Source organism: Candidatus Schekmanbacteria bacterium RIFCSPLOWO2_02_FULL_38_14, from assembly GCA_001790855.1.
GTDB lineage: Bacteria > Schekmanbacteria > GWA2-38-11 > GWA2-38-11 > GWA2-38-11 > 2-02-FULL-38-14-A.
In genome coordinates this window covers 14,572-34,463 of sequence record MGDH01000022.1, presented here as the reverse complement: position 1 = coordinate 34,463, position 19,892 = coordinate 14,572, and the positions used below count along the sequence as shown (strand labels likewise).

Genomic DNA, 19,892 nt, shown 5'->3' with positions numbered 1-19,892 from the left:
TATCGCTCGCAATGACAAAAAAGAATATGATACAAAACTTATAACGGGTAAAAATCTTAAACTGTGCTTAAGGGTAAAAATATAGTTCTCGGAATAACAGGCGGAATTGCTGCTTACAAGGCTTGCGAAATTGTAAGAGAATTAAGAAAAGCAGGAGTTTCAGTCACTGCAATTATGACAAAAAATGCTTGTGAGTTCATAACTCCTTTAACCCTACAGACTCTTACAAAAAACGGGGTAATAAGTGGGCAGTTTGATCTTCCGTCAGAGTTTGATGTCTGCCATATAAACCTCGCAAAAGAAACTGACCTCCTCCTTGTGGTCCCTGCAACAGCCAATATTATTGCAAAGTTTGCTAGCGGCATAGCTGATGATTTTCTTTCAACTTTTTATTTAGCATTTAGAGGAAAAATACTAATTGCCCCTGCCATGAACTCAAATATGTATCTGCATCATACAACAAAAGAAAATATAAAAAAACTATCATCCCTTGGAGTTGAATTTATTGAGCCGCAGACAGGCGAGCTTGCGTGTGGAGATGAGGGTATAGGAAAATTAGCTGAAGTTTCATTGATAATTGAAAAAGTAAAAAAAACTTTGCTTCAGAAATCAGACCTCAAGGGAGAAAAAATATTAATTACTGCAGGAGGAACTCAGGAGGCAATTGATCCTGTAAGATATATCACTAACCGCTCAAGCGGGAAAATGGGTTATGCTCTTGCTAAGGTAGCTTTAGCCCGGGGGGCAGATGTAACCCTGGTAAGCGCTCCGACCGGTATTCCCTTCCCTCCCGGTGCAAAAATAATAAATGTTCTGTCTGCTTCGCAAATGAGAGAAGCAGTTCTCAAGAATCTCCCGGAATCCACTATGATAATCAAAGCTGCTGCTGTTTCTGATTTCAAACCCAAAAAAGAATCTTACGCCAAAATTAAAAAAGATGAGAAAGAATCTGTTACCCTGAAACTTGAAAAAACTCCTGACATATTGCTTGAGGTGGGAAAGAAAAAAGGAAAAAGGATTCTTGTGGGCTTTGCCGCAGAAACTGAAAACCTTATAAAAAACGCCCAGAAAAAACTTAAAGAAAAAAACTGCGACCTCATAGTTGCAAATGATGTAACTCAGAATGGTGCAGGTTTTAATTCTGACACAAACATTGTCAAGCTTATAGACAGAAATGGAAAAATTAAAGACCTGCCAAAACTCTCAAAAGAAGAAGTTGCAGAGAAGATTTTTGACAGAATACTAAATCTTAAAAAATTATAATAATACTTTCCTTCTTATTTTTGAAACTCTTACTGAATAAATAAATTTATTCTTCCAAATACTTGTATTTTTCGTCCATTATTCTATTAAATCTTCCTCTATAAACCAACTCAAAAGTCTCTTCTTTTTCAGGAAAAAGCTTCATGGAATAAGACCTGAGGTTTTCAACAAGTTTTAAAGCCTCTCCATACGTAATTTCTCCCTGCAATATTATTAACTTTGTAAGGTTAACAGCAGTTCTTAGCTGAAGAAATTTTGTTTCTTCTTCAGCAAATTCTTCTTTTTTCCCACTATTGTCAGACATAGTTTTCCTTAAGAAATTGCTGGTTAGAGAAGAAAGGCTTTAATAAAAGTTTTAATTCTCACCCTTTTAAAAAATATTCTTTTGATACTTAAGATTTATGCAAAATTTATGCCATTTTTAGGGCAAAAATATAACTATTTGTTTTAATTGCTTAATTCCATAATAATCGATTAGACTTATTTAAAAGTACAAATATAGAAACTTGAAATTTGTCTAAATTTCCGACATTTTTTAGCAGAGATAATCTAACTCATTGTTTTATAAATATAAAAAGTGTCTAAAAACCCGACATTAAAAAAAATTTAAAAACATAGTCCTCAAAAGCCATAAAAATAAATAGCTTAGAACCTATTGTGTTTCTGAAATAAAACAGTTTTCAGAAACTATAAAAACTCCCTTGACACAGAGTATTATTTCTCTTAAGCTCAATCTCAAAATCATGAGGTTTACTGAACTATGGTAGAAACTCAAATCTATACTATCTCGAAAATTACTCAGCTTATTAAAGAAAAACTAGAACTAAATTTCAATAATATTTGGATAGAAGGTGAAATATCTAACTTAAAAATTCCATCCTCAGGACATATCTATTTTACTTTAAAAGATGAGTTTGCCCAGATTCAAGCTGTAATCTTTAAAACACAACGAAGATTTATAAAATTTGATGTCAAAGACGGGCTTAGCGTAATTGTGAATGGAAGAATAACAGTTTACGAAGCAAGGGGAATCTATCAGATAATAATTGATTACATAGAACCAAAAGGGATAGGTGCCCTTCAGTTAGCTTTTGAGCAGTTGAAAGTAAAGCTTGCAGAAGAGGGACTTTTTGAAAAAAAGTTTAAAAAGAAGCTCCCTTTTTTTCCAAAAAAAATCGGAATTGTGACCTCTCCAACCGGTGCAGCAATAAGGGACATAATCCATGTAATTAACAGAAGATTTGCTAACCTGCATATTCTGGTTTATCCAGTAAAAGTCCAGGGCGATGAAGCAGCAAAAGAGATAGCTTATGGAATAGAAGAACTGAATAAATTTAGTGATATTGACGTTTTGATTGTTGGAAGGGGTGGAGGTTCAATTGAAGACCTTTGGGCATTTAATGAAGAAATTGTTGCAAGAGCTATCTTTGCCTCAAAAATACCTGTCATCTCTGCTGTTGGACATGAAATTGATTATACTATTTCTGATTTTGTAGCTGATGTCAGAGCTCCAACCCCATCAGCAGCAGCTGAACTTGTAATTTCAAGCAAAGAAGAAATCCAAAAGAATTTGCATTTTCTGCAAAGCAGATTAAAAGATAAATTTCTGTCAAAAATAAAATATCTAAATAAATCATTGGAGCTATTAATCAGCCTGTGCCAGGCATATACACCATTAAGCCTCATTCGAAAATATTATCAGAAAACTGACGAACTGACATCCAGAATCAATAGAGAAACTCTTAATCTCATCAGTGAAAAGAAAGAGTCCCTTATCATTATGTATGGAAAATTTTTGGCTCATAAGCCAACTTACAGAATATCAAGCTATCAGGGAATTTTAAAACAAATTGAAAACCGCCTTCAATCAGCAATGAAGGTATTGATAGCAAATTACAAAAAGGAGTATTCGAAACGATTTGAAATATTAAATTTTTTTAACCCTTATTCTCAGATGGAAAGAGGTTACTGCATATGCCAGAAATCAAATGACGGAAACCTTATTAAAAGCATATCTCAGGTAAAAACAGGAGAACAATTAAGCTTGACCTTAAAAGATGGAAAAATATCTTGTGAAGTAAATTAATTATAGAATCAATATTTTTTCAAAAGGGGAATTCTGCTGATGGGAAATGAAATAAAATTTGAAGATGCCTTTGGGAAACTTGAAATAATTGTAAAAAAACTTGAAGAAGGAAACCTTAACTTAGAAGAATCCATGAGGTTATTTGAAGAGGGTATTAACCTCAGCAAAGTATGTGCTTCAAAACTTGAAGAAGCTGAAAAAAAAGTTGAAATCCTGATTAAAGGAGAAAACGGATCAAACATAATAAAGCCTTTTGATGAACTCAACAGTGAAGAGTCTGATGAATAAAAACAGTATGGAGCTCAAAAAAGAATTAGAATCAAGGAAAATATTAATTGAAGATTCATTAAAAAAATTCATTTCTCAATACAGTGGATATCCGGATTCTCTCAAAGAATCCATTAATTACAGTGTTTTTGCTGGAGGAAAAAGATTAAGGTCAATTCTTACTCTTGTAATCTGCGAAACCCTCGGAGGTGTGGTGAAATATGCAATCCCATTTGCATGCGCCATTGAACTTATTCATACCTACTCGTTAATCCATGATGATCTACCTGCAATGGATAATGACACCTATAGAAGAGGACAATTGACAAATCATAAGGTTTTCGGTGAAGCGATAGCTATTTTAGCGGGTGATGCACTTTTGACTCTTGCTTTTAAAATAATAAGTGATGAGGATAACCTTGAAAATTTTGACCCTTCTTTAACACTAAAAATAATAAATGACATAGCATTCTTCTCAGGAATTGACGGAATGATTGGAGGACAGGCAGCAGACATTCAGTCAGAAGGAAAAATGGTAAAGGAGGAAACACTTAATTATATTCACTCACATAAAACCGGAGCATTAATAACAGCATCCGTAAGAGCAGGAGCAATTGTGGCAAAAGCATCTGAAAAAAACCTTAAACTCCTAACTCAATACGGTACAAAAATAGGCTTGGCATTTCAGATAATAGATGATATTCTTGATATTGAAGGGATTGAAGAAAAAATTGGCAAGGAAACAGGAAGTGATAAAAAAACTGACAAAGCTACTTATCCACAATGCCTTGGCATGGATACTTCCAAAAGGAAAGCCAGTCAGCTTGTTGAAGAAGCATTGAATATCTTACAGAACTTTGGTAGCAGTGCTAAACTGCTTAGGGAGATAACAAAATACATAACTTCAAGAAACAAATAATAGAAAAAATTAAATATGGAAGAAATTTTAAAAAAGATAAATTACCCAAATGATTTGAAAGAGATGACACTGAAGGAACTTGATGTATTAGCCTCAGAAATCAGAGAACTGATAATCAAGATTATTTCACAAAATGGTGGACATCTTGCATCAAGTCTTGGTGTTGTAGAACTTACAATTGCCCTTCATTATGTATTTAATGCCCCTGATGATAAGATAGTATGGGATGTTGGCCATCAGAGTTACGCACATAAGATTTTAACTGGCAGAAAGGATAAATTTTCTACAATAAGAAAATATAAAGGATTGAGCGGGTTTCCACACCCTGAAGAAAGTATCTATGACCCTTTCACTGCAGGGCACGCAAGCACTTCTATCTCTGTTTCTCTGGGTATTGCTGAGGCAATGCGTCATCTGAAAGAAGAAAACTATGTAATAGCAGTTGTTGGTGATGGTTCGCTTACCGGAGGATTAGCCTATGAAGGGTTAAATCATGCGGGGCGATTTAAGAAAAACTTCATAGTCGTATTAAATGATAATGAGATGTCAATTTCCCCAAATGTAGGAGCAATTGCAGCATATCTGTCAAAGGTTACTACTGGAACCCGCTACATGAAATTCAGAAAAGAGATAGAAACCTTGCTCAAAAGCATCCCCAAAATCGGTACCCGGGTGGCAAAGCAGGTAAGAAAGCTTGAAGAAGCAATTAAAAGCCTTATTGTACCAGGGATAATATTTGAAGAATTGGGTTTTAAGTATGTAGGACCAATTGATGGGCATAATATTCATTACCTGATAGAAACTTTAAAAAATGTTAAGGAAATCCAAAGTCCTGTCTTAATCCATGTGATAACTCAAAAAGGAAAAGGGTATAAATATGCTGAAGAAAATCCCTGCACTTTCCACGGAGTAACATCTTTTGAGATTGAAAGCGGCTGTTTTAGCAAAGAAAAATCAACTGTTCCATCTTATACACAGGTTTTTGGAGAAACAGTTTTAAAACTTGCAGAAAAAGATGAAAGGGTAGTAGCAGTAACTGCTGCTATGGCTGAAGGTACTGGCCTCTGCATTTTCAGGGATAAATTCCCTGAAAGGTTTTATGATGTTGGAATAGCTGAACAACATGGGATAACATTTGCTGCAGGCATGGCATCAAAAGGACTTAAACCTATAGTTGCTATCTATTCAACCTTTTTACAAAGAGGTTTTGACCAGATAATACATGATGTATGTATCCCAAATCTACCGGTCATATTTGCTATAGATAGGGCAGGAATAGTAGGCTCTGATGGGGTTACACACCAGGGAGTTTTTGACATATCATACCTAAGGTTTATGCCCAATATGATTGTTATGTCACCAAAAGATGAAAATGAACTACAGCATATGCTTTATACTGCTATTAATATGAATCAACCTGTTGCAATAAGATACCCAAGAAGCATTGGTACCGGAGTAGTTATCGAAAAGGAATTTAAATTAATTGAAGTAGGGAAAGCAGAGGTGATTAAAAAAGGAAAAGATGTTGCCCTATTAGCAATAGGCAACATGGTATATCCGTCACTGTGTGCATCTGAAAAATTAGAAAAAGATGGTATCAGAACAGCTGTCGTTAATTCAAGATTTATAAAACCTTTGGACAGAACTACAATCTGCAATATTGCTTCTGAAGTAAATATAGTTATAACTATTGAAGAAAATGTTCTTCAGGGTGGTTTTGGAAGTGCAGTTTTAGAAATATTAACAGAAAACGGACTGGCAAATTCTGTCTCTTGCAGAATAGGAATTCCTGATGAGTTTGTCGAACACGGGTCTCAGGTAGAATTGAGAGAAAAATTCGGACTTGATACTGAAGGCATTATAAAAGTTGTAAGATCATCTTTAGGTGCTGTTAAATTAAAGGTCATAAAAAAATAAATCGTTTTTTAAATTAGCCACGAATTAAATAACAAGTGTGTTACATAAGGAGAAACTAAATGGCAAAAACCAAAGTTGCTGTTTTAAAGACAAGACCTGAAACAGTAATCGAGGACTATCAGAAATTACTTGATTTGGCTGAATTTGATAAATTCCTGTCAAAAAACAAAACCACAATATTAAAAGATAACATTTCATGGCATTTCCCTTTCCCTGGTGCAAATACAACCCCATGGCAGCTTGAAGGAACAATAAAAAAATTAAAATCTTCTGGTTATACTGAACTTGTGTCCGTAGCAAATGAAACCGTTGTTACAAATGCTTTTAAGGGAGAAGAACTTAATAAATTCAATCCGGTTTTTAAAAAATATGATATTCCTAAAAAGTATAATTTCCTTCCCCAAGATATAAAATGGATTCGTTACGAGCCAAAAGCGAAAATGAATATTCTTTACAAAATCTATCCCGAAGGAATTTATCTTCCCGACTTTTTCTTTGATAAAAATATTATCCATCTCCCAACTATGAAAACCCATATATATACTACAACTACCGGAGCTATGAAGAATGCCTTTGGTGGACTTTTAAATACTCGCAGACATTACACTCACAGCGAAATCCATAAAACCCTTGTTGACCTTCTGGCAATACAAAAGGAAATCCACTCCGGAATTTTTGCTGTAATGGATGGAACTACATGCGGAAACGGACCAGGACCAAGAACAATGATTCCTGTTGAGAAAGACTATATTCTGGCAAGTGGTGATTGTGTTGCTATAGATGCAGTTGCATCCAAGATGATGGGCTTTGACCCCATGAGTCTTGAATATATCAGATTAGCCCATGAACAGGGTTTGGGTGTTGGAAAAATTGAAGAAATAGAAATTGTTGGAGATGACATATCAAAAGTCAACTTCAACTTCTTTGTCGGAGATAATACTGCAAGCTACATTGGAGATATTCTCTGGTTTTCTCCTTTAAAAATTTTCCAGAAACTCTTTTTCCATACACCACTTGTATATCTTTTTGTATTTGGTTCATATTTTTACCATGATTTCTTCTGGTATCCTGTAAAAGGTAAAAAGGTTGTGAAAGAATTTATGAACACAAAATGGGGAAAACTATTTCAGCAATACTAAAAACTTTATTTGCGAATAAGTTGTATCAAACTAAATAGATATTAGATTTTGACATCTATGTTTAAAACAAATTAAAATCCCAAATAATTAGTCTAAACTTTTTCCTCTGGCTTTAAGAACTATTTGATTTCTGAAATTTTTTGAAATATTAGAATTTAATTTTATCCTTAGTTAAGTTAAAAATATGGATATTAGCATAGTTTATAATCCTCAAGAGCAGGACTTAAGAATTCCGCTCTCCCCTGGGGCAATAAGCACAATCGTAAAGAATGGTCACAATGTCTATATTCTTAAAGGTGCAGGAACAGCTAGCGATTTCAGTGATGAAGATTATTTAAACAAAGGTGCAAAAATTGTCTATTCCCCTGAAGAAGCCTATCAGAGAGGAAAACTTATACTAACAGTTACACCGCCGCCATTTGAAGTCATCTCTTTAATGAACAAAGGAAGTATTCTGATGTGTTTTCTTCATCTGGCAGTTGCAAGTGAAAAATATCTTGCTGAACTTTTAAACAGAAAAATTACTGCTATTGGATTTGAGGTCATATCTGATTCTTCCGGAGAGTTACCAATACTTTCAGCTACCAGTGAAATTGCAGGGAGTCTAAGCATCCATGTTGCAACACAGTATCTTCAGAGTAATTTTGGAGGAAAGGGTATACTTTTGGGCGGAGCACCAGGAATTCAACCAGCCAATATTCTTGTAATAGGAGCTGGCTCTGTTGGCAGAGCAGCGGCAGAAACAGCTTCAGCTCTAGGAGCGAATGTTCTTATTGTTGATAGAGACATCAAAAAGCTGAGAATGGTTGAAAGACATTATGGAAAGGGGGTTCATACTGGTTTCTCAAGTGTTCATGGTCTTACAGAATGGGTAAAGGAATCTGATGTTGTCATTGGTGCCATTTATATAAAAGGAGCCAAAGCCCCGATTGTAGTTTCTGAGGAAATGGTGGCTTCAATGAAAAAGAAATCTCTTATTATAGATCTTTCTATTGATCAGGGAGGATGCATAGCAACAAGCAGGCCAACTACATTAAAATCTCCGGTTTATGAATACAAAGGTGTTATTCATTACTGTGTTCCAAACATTACATCTCTGGTCGCTCACTCATCTTCACTGTCTATAAGCCATGTCCTTTTCCCATATATTCTTGAACTTACAAATTCTGGAGATGATTTTCTTAAATATATCCCGGATATAGCATCAGGTGCTTATACCCATAAAGGCAAAATAACCATGAAAGTATTAGCTGAACTTTTCAAGAAAAAATACTTCCCTATTGAGAGTTTATTCTAATGGACTGGCCAGCTATTTACAGAAACAAAGTAACAACACCTGAAAAAGCTGTTGAGCTAATAAAATCTGGGAATAGAATAATTATTGGTTCTGGTTGCGCTGAACCTCAGGTTTTGGTAAAGGCTTTAAACAGCTTAGCCCCAAAACTAAGAAATGTAGAGATTATAAGTCTCCTGACAACAGGAATTGCAGATTATACACATAAACAATATCAAGGAATTTTCAGGCATAATGCTTTTTTCGTGGGTACTAATACTAGAGATGCAGTAAATGATGGACGAGCTGACTTTACCCCAATATTTCTCTCGGAAATTCCAAAACTGTTTAAAAATGGAACTCTTTCTGTTGATGTAGCGCTGATACAGGTCTCTCCTCCTGATGAGCATGGTTTCTGCTCTTTTGGTATATCAGTTGATATCATAAAACCTGCTGCTGAAAATGCCAAAATTGTCATTGCTGAAGTCAATGATCAGATGCCGCGTGTTTTCGGAGATAGTTTCATTCATGTAAGAAAACTTACAGCAGTTGTTGAAAGCTCAGAACCTATACTCACTCTGCTAAAGGGTGAATCATCTGAGGTACATAGAAAAATTGGGAGCCATATAGCAGACCTCATAGAGGATGGTTCAACCCTTCAAATGGGAATAGGAGGAATTCCTGATGCTGTACTCTCATTTCTTGGTAACAAAAAAGATCTTGGGATCCATACTGAAATGTTCTCAGATGGTATAATTGAACTCGTTGAAAAAAGTGTTATCAATAATGAGAAGAAAACTCTCCATCCTGGAAAAATAATTTCAAGTTTTTTAATGGGAAGTAAAAATCTTTACGACTTTGTAGATAACAACCCTATTGTAGAACTTCATCCTTCAGATTATACAAATGACCCTTTCATAATAACTCAGAACAATAAAATGGTAGCAATTAATTCTGCAATTCAGATAGACATTACGGGCCAAGTATGCGCTGACACGATTGGAACAAAACAATTCAGCGGGATAGGAGGCCAAGTTGACTTTATCCGTGGCGCTGCCCGCTCAGAGGGCGGGAAACCGATTATTGCCCTACCTTCTACAGCCAAAAACGGGAAGATTTCACGCATTGTCCCAAGGTTTGACACCGGCACTGCAGTCGTCACCTCACGTGGGGATGTCCACTGGGTTGTAACAGAATACGGAGCTGCAAATCTCCACGGGAAAAGCCTGAGAGAAAGGGCAAAAGCCCTTATCTCTATTGCCCATCCTGATTTCAGAGATTTGCTGAAGAAAGAGGCAATGGAGAGAAAATACCTGTAAGATTTAGAACGATGTGACCTTCCCACCTTCTCCCTCAGTCTCTGGGTATTCCTATCATTCTCTTCAAAGCCTGGTATGCTTTAACTCTTATTTCCTCAGGAACTTTAACTACAGGCTCTAAGGTCTCAAGGCTTACAGCAATATCCTCAAGCCTTGTAAGTTTCATATTCGGGCACAGCACATGCTCTGCAGGAAGATAAAATTTTTTATCAGGGTTCTCTTTTTTCAAGCGATACAGAATTCCCTCCTCTGTGCCTATGATAAGCTCCTTTTCACTGGTCTCCTTAGCAAACCTATACATTCCTGAGGTGCTGCAAACATGGTCAGCATATTTAAGTATTTCTGGAGTGCATTCAGGGTGTGCAATAAAAAGAGCATTAGGATGCTCAGTTTTTGCTTTTTGTACATCCTCAACCTTTAACAAATGATGGGTAGGACAAAATCCTTCCCAAGGGATAATTTCTTTTGATGTAAATTTTGATGTATAAAAAGCCAAATTTCTATCTGGAATCATTAAAACTTTATCAGCATCATTTAATGAACTCACAACTTTAATAGCATTAGCAGACGTACAGCAGATATCACTTTCAGCCTTAACTGCAGCTGAAGAATTCACATAGCAGACTACAGGAATGTTCTCAAGTTCTTCCTTTTTCTTTTTTAATCTTGGAACGTCAACCATATCTGCCAGAGGACATCCTGCATCAATTCTAGGCAATATAACTGTCTTTTGGGGAGATAAAATTGAAGCGCTTTCAGCCATAAAATGTACTCCACAAAAAACTATTACTTCAGCATCTGTTTTAGAAGCCTCAATTGACAGTCCGAGGGAATCACCACAGATATCAGCAACTTCCTGAATCTCATCTCTTTGATAATTGTGAGCAAGAATTATTGCATTGTGTTTTTTTTTAAACTTTTTTATGGTAGATATCAGTTTATTATTTGGTAATATTGAAAGCTCTTCTCTCTTCATATTATATTTTCTTTATTTTTTATTGTTTACATAATAAATATTGATAATAAATCAAGGTAATTTGCTTAAATAATAAATGAGAATATCAAAAATCACAATCATTTTTTATTTTGGAGCTTTTCAGATACTGAAATTCTTTTTTATTTCCCAAGATATTAGTATTAAAATTATTTACTATTCTGAATTAAGTCTTAAACTAAATACTGTTTAACCGATAGATTCCTAATAAACTTATTTTCTTGATTAAGAAGTTATCAAAATAGAAAGCTTTAAAAGGAAATATTAATTTTTTAAAGGAACCTAGAAAATGGCAAATTCAAAGAAAATTTTAAAAGATATTCAAAAAATTAGGTCCCAAAAAATAGAAGCTCTTAAAAAAGACATCGAAAAAGGAACATACCAAATCAGAGGAGAAATTATTGCTGAAAAAGCTATTAGCAGATCTATTTTTGATGATGTCTTTCTGAAAAACAAGAAATGATTCATCTTAAGGAAATTAACTGTCTTAATCTCAAGTTTGTTTATATTCTTTACCCTTTTTTATATTATCCTAAATATTTCCACCCATGCAATATTAAATTAACATAAATCCCTGCTATAAAATCATCCAACATAACACCAAGCCCGCCTTCAAGTTTTTCAAACCTTCGAATCGGAAAGGGTTTAATGATATCAAAAACCCTGAAAAGAAAAAATCCAGCCAAAACATATTTCAAGGTCGAAGGAATTGCAAACATTGTAACCATAAAACCAACAATTTCATCTATTACTATTTTTCCGCTGTCTTTTTTAGCAAAAACAACTTCAGCTTTTGAAGAAGCTAATATACCCAAAATAAAAACAACAAGAGTTACTACTGCATAGTAAGGAACTGATATAAATCTATCCATTAACAGATATAAACCAACACCTACAAAGGAACCTGCAGTTCCTGATGCGATAGGAAAATACCCAGAATAAAATCCAGTCGTAAATAATATTATCAAATTATTCATAGAAAATAATATCCTTTTAATTATTTTATATTTTTTATCTAATAAAGAGAGTAGCAAAATTCAAATAACAATACTTTCAAACAGTTCCGGTGTCAAGAAATATGGAAAACAAAACTATATCTGTCTATAGATTGACAGAATTTCAGCTTCCTGATAAGTTTATATGGCTAAAAACAAATACATAGAATGGGAATGATAAACAAGCTAATAAAAACTCTAATAAAATATTCACTTATCATAATAACTTTCATTATTGCTGGGCTTACAAGTGGCTTAATGGTAATGAATATTGTTATCAAAAGCGGAAATGTCACGATTCCAGACCTTACCAATAAACCGCTAGACCAAGCACTTATAACCCTTGGACAAAATAACCTTTATCCTATTGTCGAAGGAACAAGATATGATAACAATATACCAATATACCATATAATTTTCCAAAAACCCAAACCTGGTAAAACAATAAAAAAAGGCAGAATGGTTAAAATACTAATTAGCAAAGGACCTCGTATTCTCTTAATTCCAAATCTTTTGGGGCAATCACTTAGAGAAATAGAATTATCTTTAACAGAGAAGCAGTTAAGGATAGGAGATATTTTAAAAGTTCATTCAAATATATACCCTGAAGGTTCTTGCATAGCACAGGAACCAAAATCAGATGAAAAAGGAAGCCCTGGAGATTCTGTAAACATTTTAATAAGCCTTGGCAAAAAAGAAAATAACTTCTTAATGCCTAATCTTATTAGTGTTAAGGAAGAAAAGGCTTTAAAAATTTTAAACAAATTAAATGTGAACATAGTAGAACCAAAAAAAATATCAGCACCTACTCAGCCTCCGGATACAGTTTTTGATCAAGATCCAAAACCTGGATATCCCTTAACTTACAGCCAAGTTGTGAAGCTAACAATAAATAAAACATCATTTAGAACTCAACCACAACTTCTTAAAACTTTTAGACCTTTCAGCTATAAAGTTCCTGATGGTAGTGAAAATAAAAACGTAAAAATTATTGTTAAAAATGCAAAAGGAAGCAAAGAATTATTTAACAAAATTGTCACACCCGGAAAACCTATTAATCTCTTAATTGAAGTTATTGGGAAAACTTATATAACAATTTTCATCGATGGGATAAAAACAATAGAACAAAATTTTTAAATGGAGCTTTCTATGATAAAAATTGCACCTTCTATACTATCTGCAGATTTTAGCAATCTGGAAAAAGCAATAAAACCGATTGAACAATATGCTGACTTAATTCATGTAGATATCATGGATGGGCATTTTGTCCCCAACATAACTGTTGGTCCGATGATTATAACTGCATTAAAAAAAATTAGTAAACTTCCACTTGATGTTCATTTGATGATAGAAAATCCAGATAGATATATCGAGCAATTTGCAAAAGCAGGAAGTGAATTTATTACAATTCATCAGGAAACCTGTAAACACATTCATAGAACAATCGAGCTTATAAAAAGTTTTAAATCAAAAGTAGGAATAGCTTTAAATCCTGCTACCTCAATAAGTACCCTTAAATACATACTTCCTGATATTGACTTAGTCCTTCTTATGTCAGTAAATCCAGGCTTTGGCGGGCAAAAATTTATTTTTCATGTATTAAAAAAAATAGAAGAGCTAAAAAACCTTATATTAAAGAAAAACTCCCGCATTTTGCTCGCTGTAGATGGAGGAGTAAAAAATGATAATGCAAAACAAATTGCCATGGCAGGAGCTGATATATTAATTGCTGGATCTGAAATTTTTAACAGTGATGACCCTGTCAAAAAAATTATAATGCTTCGCAAGGCTTGCGAACAATAAAGATTACTTGATTTCGAAATTCTATCTATAAAATAAATTAACTGCAAGACTAATTGACAAACTCATAAAGATCAGGAACTACTTTTTCACCATTGATTATTTTTCTATAAACCTCTTCAAGCGTTTTTGAAACCCTGTCCCAATCATAGTAATGCCTGATTCTGTCTTCAGCCTTTTTTCTGTACTCATTCACTTTTTCTGGATTTAATATAAGATATTTTATTTTTTCCTTCAAATCTTCAACATTATTATTTTTATAGCTTAAACCTGCATCTCCGATAGTTTCTAAATTTTCTGGAATTCCATTTACAATAACACAGTTCCCAAATCCCATTGATGCAAGAAGTGATGGAGAAGTTCCATCAACTTCAGAAGGTTGGATATAAACATATGCACCACTGCAAATGTTGTTATAATCTTCTCCGTAAACGAACCCTAGGAATCTTGTTTTTGTTCCACTGGCTAAATCTTTTAGATGCTCAATATAGTCAGTTGCAAACCAATCTCCGCCAACAATAACAAGATCAAGTTCGGTATCTAACTTTTTATAAGCATTAATTAAGTGGTGGACTCCTTTTTCAGGAATTAATCTCCCAACAAAAAGTAGATATTTATCATTTATTAAACTAAATTTCTTCAAAACCTTTTCATCACATTTCCGCCCTACTAATGCTCCATATGGAATATATACTGCATCTCTTGCAAAATTATCTTTGTAAAATTTCTGAATTATTTTTGAATCCACAATCATTTCATCAGAATATTTTATAGCAAAATAAGCCGACTTTTTTAGATACCATCTCGCGACTTTTCCCCATTTTTTTCTTTCCCAATCAAGGGCATCAACAGAAACCACAATCCTTTTACCTAACATCTTCAGAAATGGTGCAAAAATTGAACTCCCTATACCGTAAATATGAATTATATCCCATTTTTTAAATAAAAGGTGAATTACAGACAAAAAACTATGGCTTAAGGTTTCAAGATGCTTGTTACCAATGGAGGGGAGCTTTATAACTCTCACACCCTTATAAAACTTATCTTTTAATTTTATATTTCTTCTTTTGCAGTAAACTGTCAGCTCATGACCCTTTGCAGCCAACCTTGTGCTTGTATTATCAACACAGGTCTCGAATCCTCCGTGTTGAGCTGGAATTCCGTTAATTCCTATAATAGAAATCTTCATAGGCAGTTAAATATTTTTAGTTAATCCTTAAGCTATCTCATTTATATATTCTTCGAGTGCTTCTTTCCATGGTCTCATGATATTCATTCCAATAAGTTCCAAATGGTAGTTTCTTAAAGCTTCCATTCTTGGTCTTTTAGCTGGAAGTGGAAATTCATCTGAATTGATAGGGATAAGTCTGCATTTCTGAATTTTTGCAAACTCTAATATTTTTTCTGCGCATTCGTATCTTGAGCAATATCCAGGATTAACCATATGATATAGCCCATACACTTCAGAATTTATCATAGTCATTATTCCTTTTGAAATATCTTTTGTATAAGTTGGAGACCCAAATTTATCATTCACCACTTTTAGTTCATCTCTTGCCATTGCCAAATCCAATATCTTCGCAACAAATTTCTTATCCTCCTTTCCTCCACCAAACATCCATCCTGCTCTAAAAATAAAAAATCTATTTAAAAGTTTTTGAACCATCAATTCACCTTCGTATTTAGACTTAGAATAAATACTCATAGGATTTGGTATGTCAAACTCAGTATAGGGAACTTCTTTTTCACCATCGAAAACACTTCCCGTACTAATATATACCATAACCGAATTAAACTTCCTGCACGCTAACGCTATGTTTTTTGTTCCAATCGTATTTGTTCCATAAGCCCCATCAACATCACTTTCACATCCATCAACATCAGTCTTTGCAGCTAAGTGGATTGCAAAATCAGGCCTGAATAATTGAAAAGCAGAATTTATTTTTTCATAGTCTCTTACATCCATTTCCATAATTTTTGCACCACAATTCCACTTTTGCGATATCCGACTTGAAAGATCCGTAGCCAATATTTCGTATTTTTCAGAAAATAATTTGCAAAGATCGCTGCCCAACATTCCACTCGCCCCAGTTACTAAAATTCTCACACAACCTCCTTTTTTAATTTAATTTTTTATTTGTAATTCTTTTAAATCTATAAAATAACACATAATTACTTTTAAAATCCTTTTATTATTCTCAATCATATCTAAAATTGCTTTGTAAATATAAAATTTATAATCAAAATAAAGTTAATTTATAATATTTTTTTAGAAAACTTAAAAAATTCATGATAAACTAAGTATTAATTACTAATTCATTTTTGTTGATTAATAACCCTATATCAGTTATATTTCAGTCAATTAAAATTCAAAAAGCAATCATTTCTGCTTTTTCATAATATTTTACACAAAGTAAAAGAAATATAATAACAGTTCGTTTTCATGAGAATTATCTGGATAACTCAAACTGACTTTAATGAAAATCTCGATATTGCCACTTGGCAAGAAATGGCCTTTGAGTTAAAAAAGCTTGGCAATAAAGTAAAATTACTCATTCCAGCATTAAAAAACAAGAAATCGCTCTCTGTTGAAAACTTGGACGTATCTTTTCTTCCATATCCAAGAAATTTTTTTTTATCAAGTATTTCATTTCAATTTTCACTATTTTTCTACCTTTTATTCAAAGTAATATTTAAGGATTATAATTACGTTATTCTTGACCACTACTGCGTGTTAACAACGTTTCCTTTCAATATATTATCTAAACTCAGGATTATAAAAACAAAGTTTGTATTAGACATAAGAAGTATTCCTGTTGATACATTTGGAATTCAGGATAAAATTCATATCTTAAGATTTAAATTATCAATTTACTTATGTAAATATTTATTTGATGGATTTACGGTTATTACTCCACTTTACAGAGATAAAATTGCTAAGGATTATGGAATAGAAAAAGAACGAATGGGGATATGGACATCGGGTGTCTCTCTGAAGCTTTTCAATCCAAAATCTGTAAAAAGCTTAAGAGAGAAATTTAAATTAATGGATAAATTTGTTGTTATGTATCATGGTGGAATAAGTATATCAAGGGGGATTGCTGATGCTGTCAAGGCTGTAGAACTTTTAAGAGATGAAATACCAGAATTATGTTTCTTTATACTCGGGAGAGGAAATGTGGAAAATGAACTTAAACGTTTTGTGGCAGAAAATGGGCTTGAAAATAATATAATAATTCATGACCCTGTAGAATACGATATTGTCCCAATCTTTATAGGTATGTGTGATGTAGGCCTTTTGCCTTTACCTGATCTTCTTTGGTGGAGAATGAGTAGCCCTTTAAAACTTATGGAATATCTGGCTATGGGGAAGCCTGTAATTTTAACCAAAATTGATGCTCACCTTCAGATAATAAAAGAAAGGAAATGTGGAATATTTATAGATTCTTCTAATCCTTTAGATATTAAGGATGGAATTCTAAGAGCCTATAATCTGCGAGGAAACCTAAAAGAAATAGGATATTCTGGGATAGAGTTAGTAGAGGAAGAATTTACTTGGGAAAAACAGGCTAAAAAGTTCTATGAATATCTTAAAAAAGTAGAGAGGTTAAAACAGAATTTTTAAAAACTGGAAGTTGGCTCTTTTACAAAGGGGATTAAATGTAAGATATTTCTAAATCCGAAGAATCTTTGGTTAGAAACCAATCGTTAAAACTCCATAATCTTTTAAGCAAATCTTTATCGTGGGAATAGACAGAAAAAACAGGACCTCTCTTAAGAGGTAAAAATCCATTCCTTAAAAGCACTTTTCTCTGATTTGCACATGTGGTCATAAAGTAAATACATTCTACTCCATTTTTTCTAAAATAATCAATTATCCATGCTACCATTAAACCCATCGATTTAAAATCATCTGCTCTTGTCATCATATCTACAATATGCCCTTCGCAATAACCCTCTTCCTCTGATTCCCTTAAAACTACATATCCTTTAATTCCATCCTTTCCCATATAATAAAACTTTTTATACTGGTAATAGGGATGATTGGTATATTTCCAATTTAAATAATCCTTACTCTTTCTCAAAGCAATGTTATAATCATCCTTTACTTTTTCCCAAAAAATATCAATCTTTGAATCAAATTCATAAATTTCAAAAATACTCTTCCAATCTACTTTTAAAGGCTTACTCAAAACGAAGTTAAAAGCCTTTAATCCAGAATTAATTAGTTTTTCTCCAGTTCTCAATAAAATATTTTCTTTTTTTATTAATTTTTTCAAAATTTTTCTACTTTTAAATACCTTTACCAATACCTTTTTTGTATTAAAAACTTTCCATCCCAACTTATAATAGATTGGTAAGACCGCAGGAGTTAAGCCAAGTCCAATAGCTATTTCGCTACTATCTCTCCAAGCTTCCATTAAACCCTGTCCAATACCTTTCCCTCTATAAGCACTATCAACTATTAAATCCATTGCAAAATGGGCAATGTAATATTTGTCATCACATTTCAACTTCACTGGCATAGTTGCAACATGTCCTATAATTTTTCCGCTATCTTCAGCAACCCAAATTTTTTCCTCCCCTTTTTTTATCAAAGGATTTTCCAAGAACTCCCACTCCCACATTTTTCTCCTTCGATGAATAAAATTATTATATTTTTCTTCTGGATAGATAAATCTCATGAGTTCAAAAATTTCTTTCATGTCTTCTTTTTTATATTTTCTTAAATTATAGTTATATTTTTTATTCATTCTACTTATATGCCTTTTCTTGTCAATGAAACCCACAACCCTGCTATCTTAGCTGCAAGACATGGTATACTAAATTTCCCATCTATCACCTTTCTCTTTAATATGAACAAATCATCCCCGATTTTGCAATTTCCGTCAATTGTAGTAAGGGCAGAGGAAAAACCTGCTTTTTTAACAATTTTGATTATATTATCATCAAAATCAGTAACGTCTCCATTGGGATAGGCAAAGAATTTTATCTCTACTTCAAGTTGCCTTTCTAATATATCCTTTGAACCAAAAATTTCCTCTCGTGCTCTATCAAGTGAAATTTTGGTCAGTATTGGATGGCTCATTGTATGGGCACCAAAACAAATAAGACCTCCTGCCATCTCCTTTATCTCTTTCCAGTTCAGGATACGATAATTTGCTGCTTTGTTATTATTCTCATGATCTATTTCATATCCTTCTATAATTTCTACGATTTTTCTCCTCTTTTCATCTTCTCCTAACTGATTTAGAGAGCTAACTACTGAATCAAAATCTCCTCTTATATTCTCCAATTTTTTTTTGAAGGCTTCAACACCTTTTTCTTCGAAATATAGTTTTAGCAAATCAAACCAGAAAAGCTTACTTGAACCCACATAATCGGTTGCTATAAAAACAGTCGCAGGAATACTATATTTTTTAAGTATAGGAAATATTTCTTTATAGAATAACTTATAGCCATCGTCAAAAGTAATTACAAGGCTATTGCTCTTTTCCTTACCCTCATTCAGACAATCCACACATTCACCGAGAGGAATAATATCAAAATGCCTTATTAAATATTTCACATGTCTTTCAAAATCCTCACCTTTAATATCATGATAATTTAATATTGTTATCTTTTTTTTTCTTAAAAAACGATATATAGAAAGAATTCCTGAGTAAAAAACAAAAAAGCTAAAAGTTTCTTTTATAATTTTTTTTATAATTATGTTCATGTCTCACATAATAATTTTGTGGAAAAATTTGATAAATATCAAACTGACAATGAGTATTTTCTTATTTTTTCGTTAAAAATGTTTAAGCTTTAAAATATATTCACATTAAACTTATCAATTTACTTTTTAAATGACATTAATTTAAGTCAAATTTCAAAATAGGTATCTTAAATAATGATATTGCTACTTCAGGAAAAGCAA

18 protein-coding genes are annotated in these 19,892 nt (G+C 33.1%); 11 read left to right on the top strand and 7 right to left on the bottom strand.

What is annotated here, in order from left to right:
* Positions 1-63 precede the first annotated feature (63 nt).
* Entirely contained in the window at positions 64-1,263 is a 1,200-nt protein-coding gene (locus A3H37_01085) for a phosphopantothenoylcysteine decarboxylase (GenBank protein ID OGL49619.1), read from the top strand.
* A 46-nt stretch (positions 1,264-1,309) separates the two neighbouring features.
* On the opposite strand, the gene A3H37_01080 is transcribed toward A3H37_01085, so the two are convergent.
* Positions 1,310-1,567, bottom strand: a complete 258-nt coding sequence (locus A3H37_01080) for a hypothetical protein (protein ID OGL49618.1) — start codon at positions 1,565-1,567, stop codon at positions 1,310-1,312.
* Positions 1,568-2,023: 456 nt separating this feature from the next.
* Between A3H37_01080 and A3H37_01075 the strand changes: the two genes are divergently transcribed.
* From A3H37_01075 to A3H37_01045, 7 genes are all read left to right on the top strand, one after another.
* On the top strand, positions 2,024-3,349 hold the full coding sequence (locus tag A3H37_01075) for an exodeoxyribonuclease VII large subunit (protein ID OGL49617.1): 1,326 nt from the start codon (positions 2,024-2,026) through the stop codon (positions 3,347-3,349).
* Between the two features lie 39 nt (positions 3,350-3,388).
* Positions 3,389-3,637, top strand: coding sequence for an exodeoxyribonuclease VII small subunit (locus A3H37_01070; GenBank protein ID OGL49616.1), 249 nt, complete (start codon positions 3,389-3,391; stop codon positions 3,635-3,637).
* A 7-nt stretch (positions 3,638-3,644) separates the two neighbouring features.
* The gene (locus tag A3H37_01065; protein OGL49745.1) at positions 3,645-4,535 is read left to right on the top strand and encodes a hypothetical protein; all 891 of its coding nucleotides are present in this window, start codon (positions 3,645-3,647) and stop codon (positions 4,533-4,535) included.
* A gap of 15 nt (positions 4,536-4,550) precedes the next feature.
* Positions 4,551-6,452 (top strand): 1-deoxy-D-xylulose-5-phosphate synthase, encoded by a 1,902-nt coding sequence (locus tag A3H37_01060; protein ID OGL49615.1) that lies wholly within the window; start codon positions 4,551-4,553, stop codon positions 6,450-6,452.
* A 59-nt stretch (positions 6,453-6,511) separates the two neighbouring features.
* Entirely contained in the window at positions 6,512-7,591 is a 1,080-nt protein-coding gene (locus tag A3H37_01055; GenBank protein ID OGL49614.1) for an iron-sulfur cluster-binding protein, read from the top strand.
* Positions 7,592-7,775: 184 nt separating this feature from the next.
* Positions 7,776-8,888, top strand: coding sequence for a hypothetical protein (locus tag A3H37_01050; protein ID OGL49613.1), 1,113 nt, complete (start codon positions 7,776-7,778; stop codon positions 8,886-8,888).
* Positions 8,888-10,183 carry a 4-hydroxybutyrate CoA-transferase gene (locus A3H37_01045; GenBank protein ID OGL49612.1) on the top strand — a complete coding sequence of 432 codons (1,296 nt, stop codon included), beginning with the start codon at positions 8,888-8,890 and terminating at the stop codon, positions 10,181-10,183. Before A3H37_01050 ends, A3H37_01045 begins: the two co-directional genes overlap by 1 nt.
* A gap of 34 nt (positions 10,184-10,217) precedes the next feature.
* Here A3H37_01045 and A3H37_01040 read toward each other — a convergent pair whose 3' ends face one another.
* Together A3H37_01040 and A3H37_01035 are read right to left on the bottom strand one after the other, a co-directional pair.
* On the bottom strand, positions 10,218-11,159 hold the full coding sequence (locus tag A3H37_01040; protein ID OGL49611.1) for a quinolinate synthase: 942 nt from the start codon (positions 11,157-11,159) through the stop codon (positions 10,218-10,220).
* Between the two features lie 545 nt (positions 11,160-11,704).
* Positions 11,705-12,154 carry a hypothetical protein gene (locus tag A3H37_01035; GenBank protein OGL49610.1) on the bottom strand — a complete coding sequence of 150 codons (450 nt, stop codon included), beginning with the start codon at positions 12,152-12,154 and terminating at the stop codon, positions 11,705-11,707.
* 186 nt (positions 12,155-12,340) lie between these two features.
* Here A3H37_01035 and A3H37_01030 point away from each other — a divergent pair, with 186 nt between their 5' ends.
* Positions 12,341-13,309, top strand: coding sequence for a hypothetical protein (locus A3H37_01030; GenBank protein ID OGL49609.1), 969 nt, complete (start codon positions 12,341-12,343; stop codon positions 13,307-13,309).
* A gap of 15 nt (positions 13,310-13,324) precedes the next feature.
* Positions 13,325-13,975 carry a ribulose-phosphate 3-epimerase gene (locus A3H37_01025; GenBank protein ID OGL49744.1) on the top strand — a complete coding sequence of 217 codons (651 nt, stop codon included), beginning with the start codon at positions 13,325-13,327 and terminating at the stop codon, positions 13,973-13,975.
* A 49-nt stretch (positions 13,976-14,024) separates the two neighbouring features.
* Here A3H37_01025 and A3H37_01020 read toward each other — a convergent pair whose 3' ends face one another.
* Positions 14,025-15,161 carry a hypothetical protein gene (locus A3H37_01020; protein ID OGL49608.1) on the bottom strand — a complete coding sequence of 379 codons (1,137 nt, stop codon included), beginning with the start codon at positions 15,159-15,161 and terminating at the stop codon, positions 14,025-14,027.
* 27 nt (positions 15,162-15,188) lie between these two features.
* The gene (locus A3H37_01015; protein ID OGL49607.1) at positions 15,189-16,049 is read right to left on the bottom strand and encodes a dTDP-4-dehydrorhamnose reductase; all 861 of its coding nucleotides are present in this window, start codon (positions 16,047-16,049) and stop codon (positions 15,189-15,191) included.
* A gap of 366 nt (positions 16,050-16,415) precedes the next feature.
* Here A3H37_01015 and A3H37_01010 point away from each other — a divergent pair, with 366 nt between their 5' ends.
* Entirely contained in the window at positions 16,416-17,597 is a 1,182-nt protein-coding gene (locus tag A3H37_01010; protein ID OGL49606.1) for a hypothetical protein, read from the top strand.
* 31 nt (positions 17,598-17,628) lie between these two features.
* On the opposite strand, the gene A3H37_01005 is transcribed toward A3H37_01010, so the two are convergent.
* Together A3H37_01005 and A3H37_01000 are read right to left on the bottom strand one after the other, a co-directional pair.
* Positions 17,629-18,762, bottom strand: a complete 1,134-nt coding sequence (locus tag A3H37_01005) for a hypothetical protein (GenBank protein ID OGL49605.1) — start codon at positions 18,760-18,762, stop codon at positions 17,629-17,631.
* Positions 18,732-19,691, bottom strand: coding sequence for a hypothetical protein (locus A3H37_01000; GenBank protein ID OGL49604.1), 960 nt, complete (start codon positions 19,689-19,691; stop codon positions 18,732-18,734). Before A3H37_01000 ends, A3H37_01005 begins: the two co-directional genes overlap by 31 nt.
* Positions 19,692-19,892: the final 201 nt, after the last annotated feature.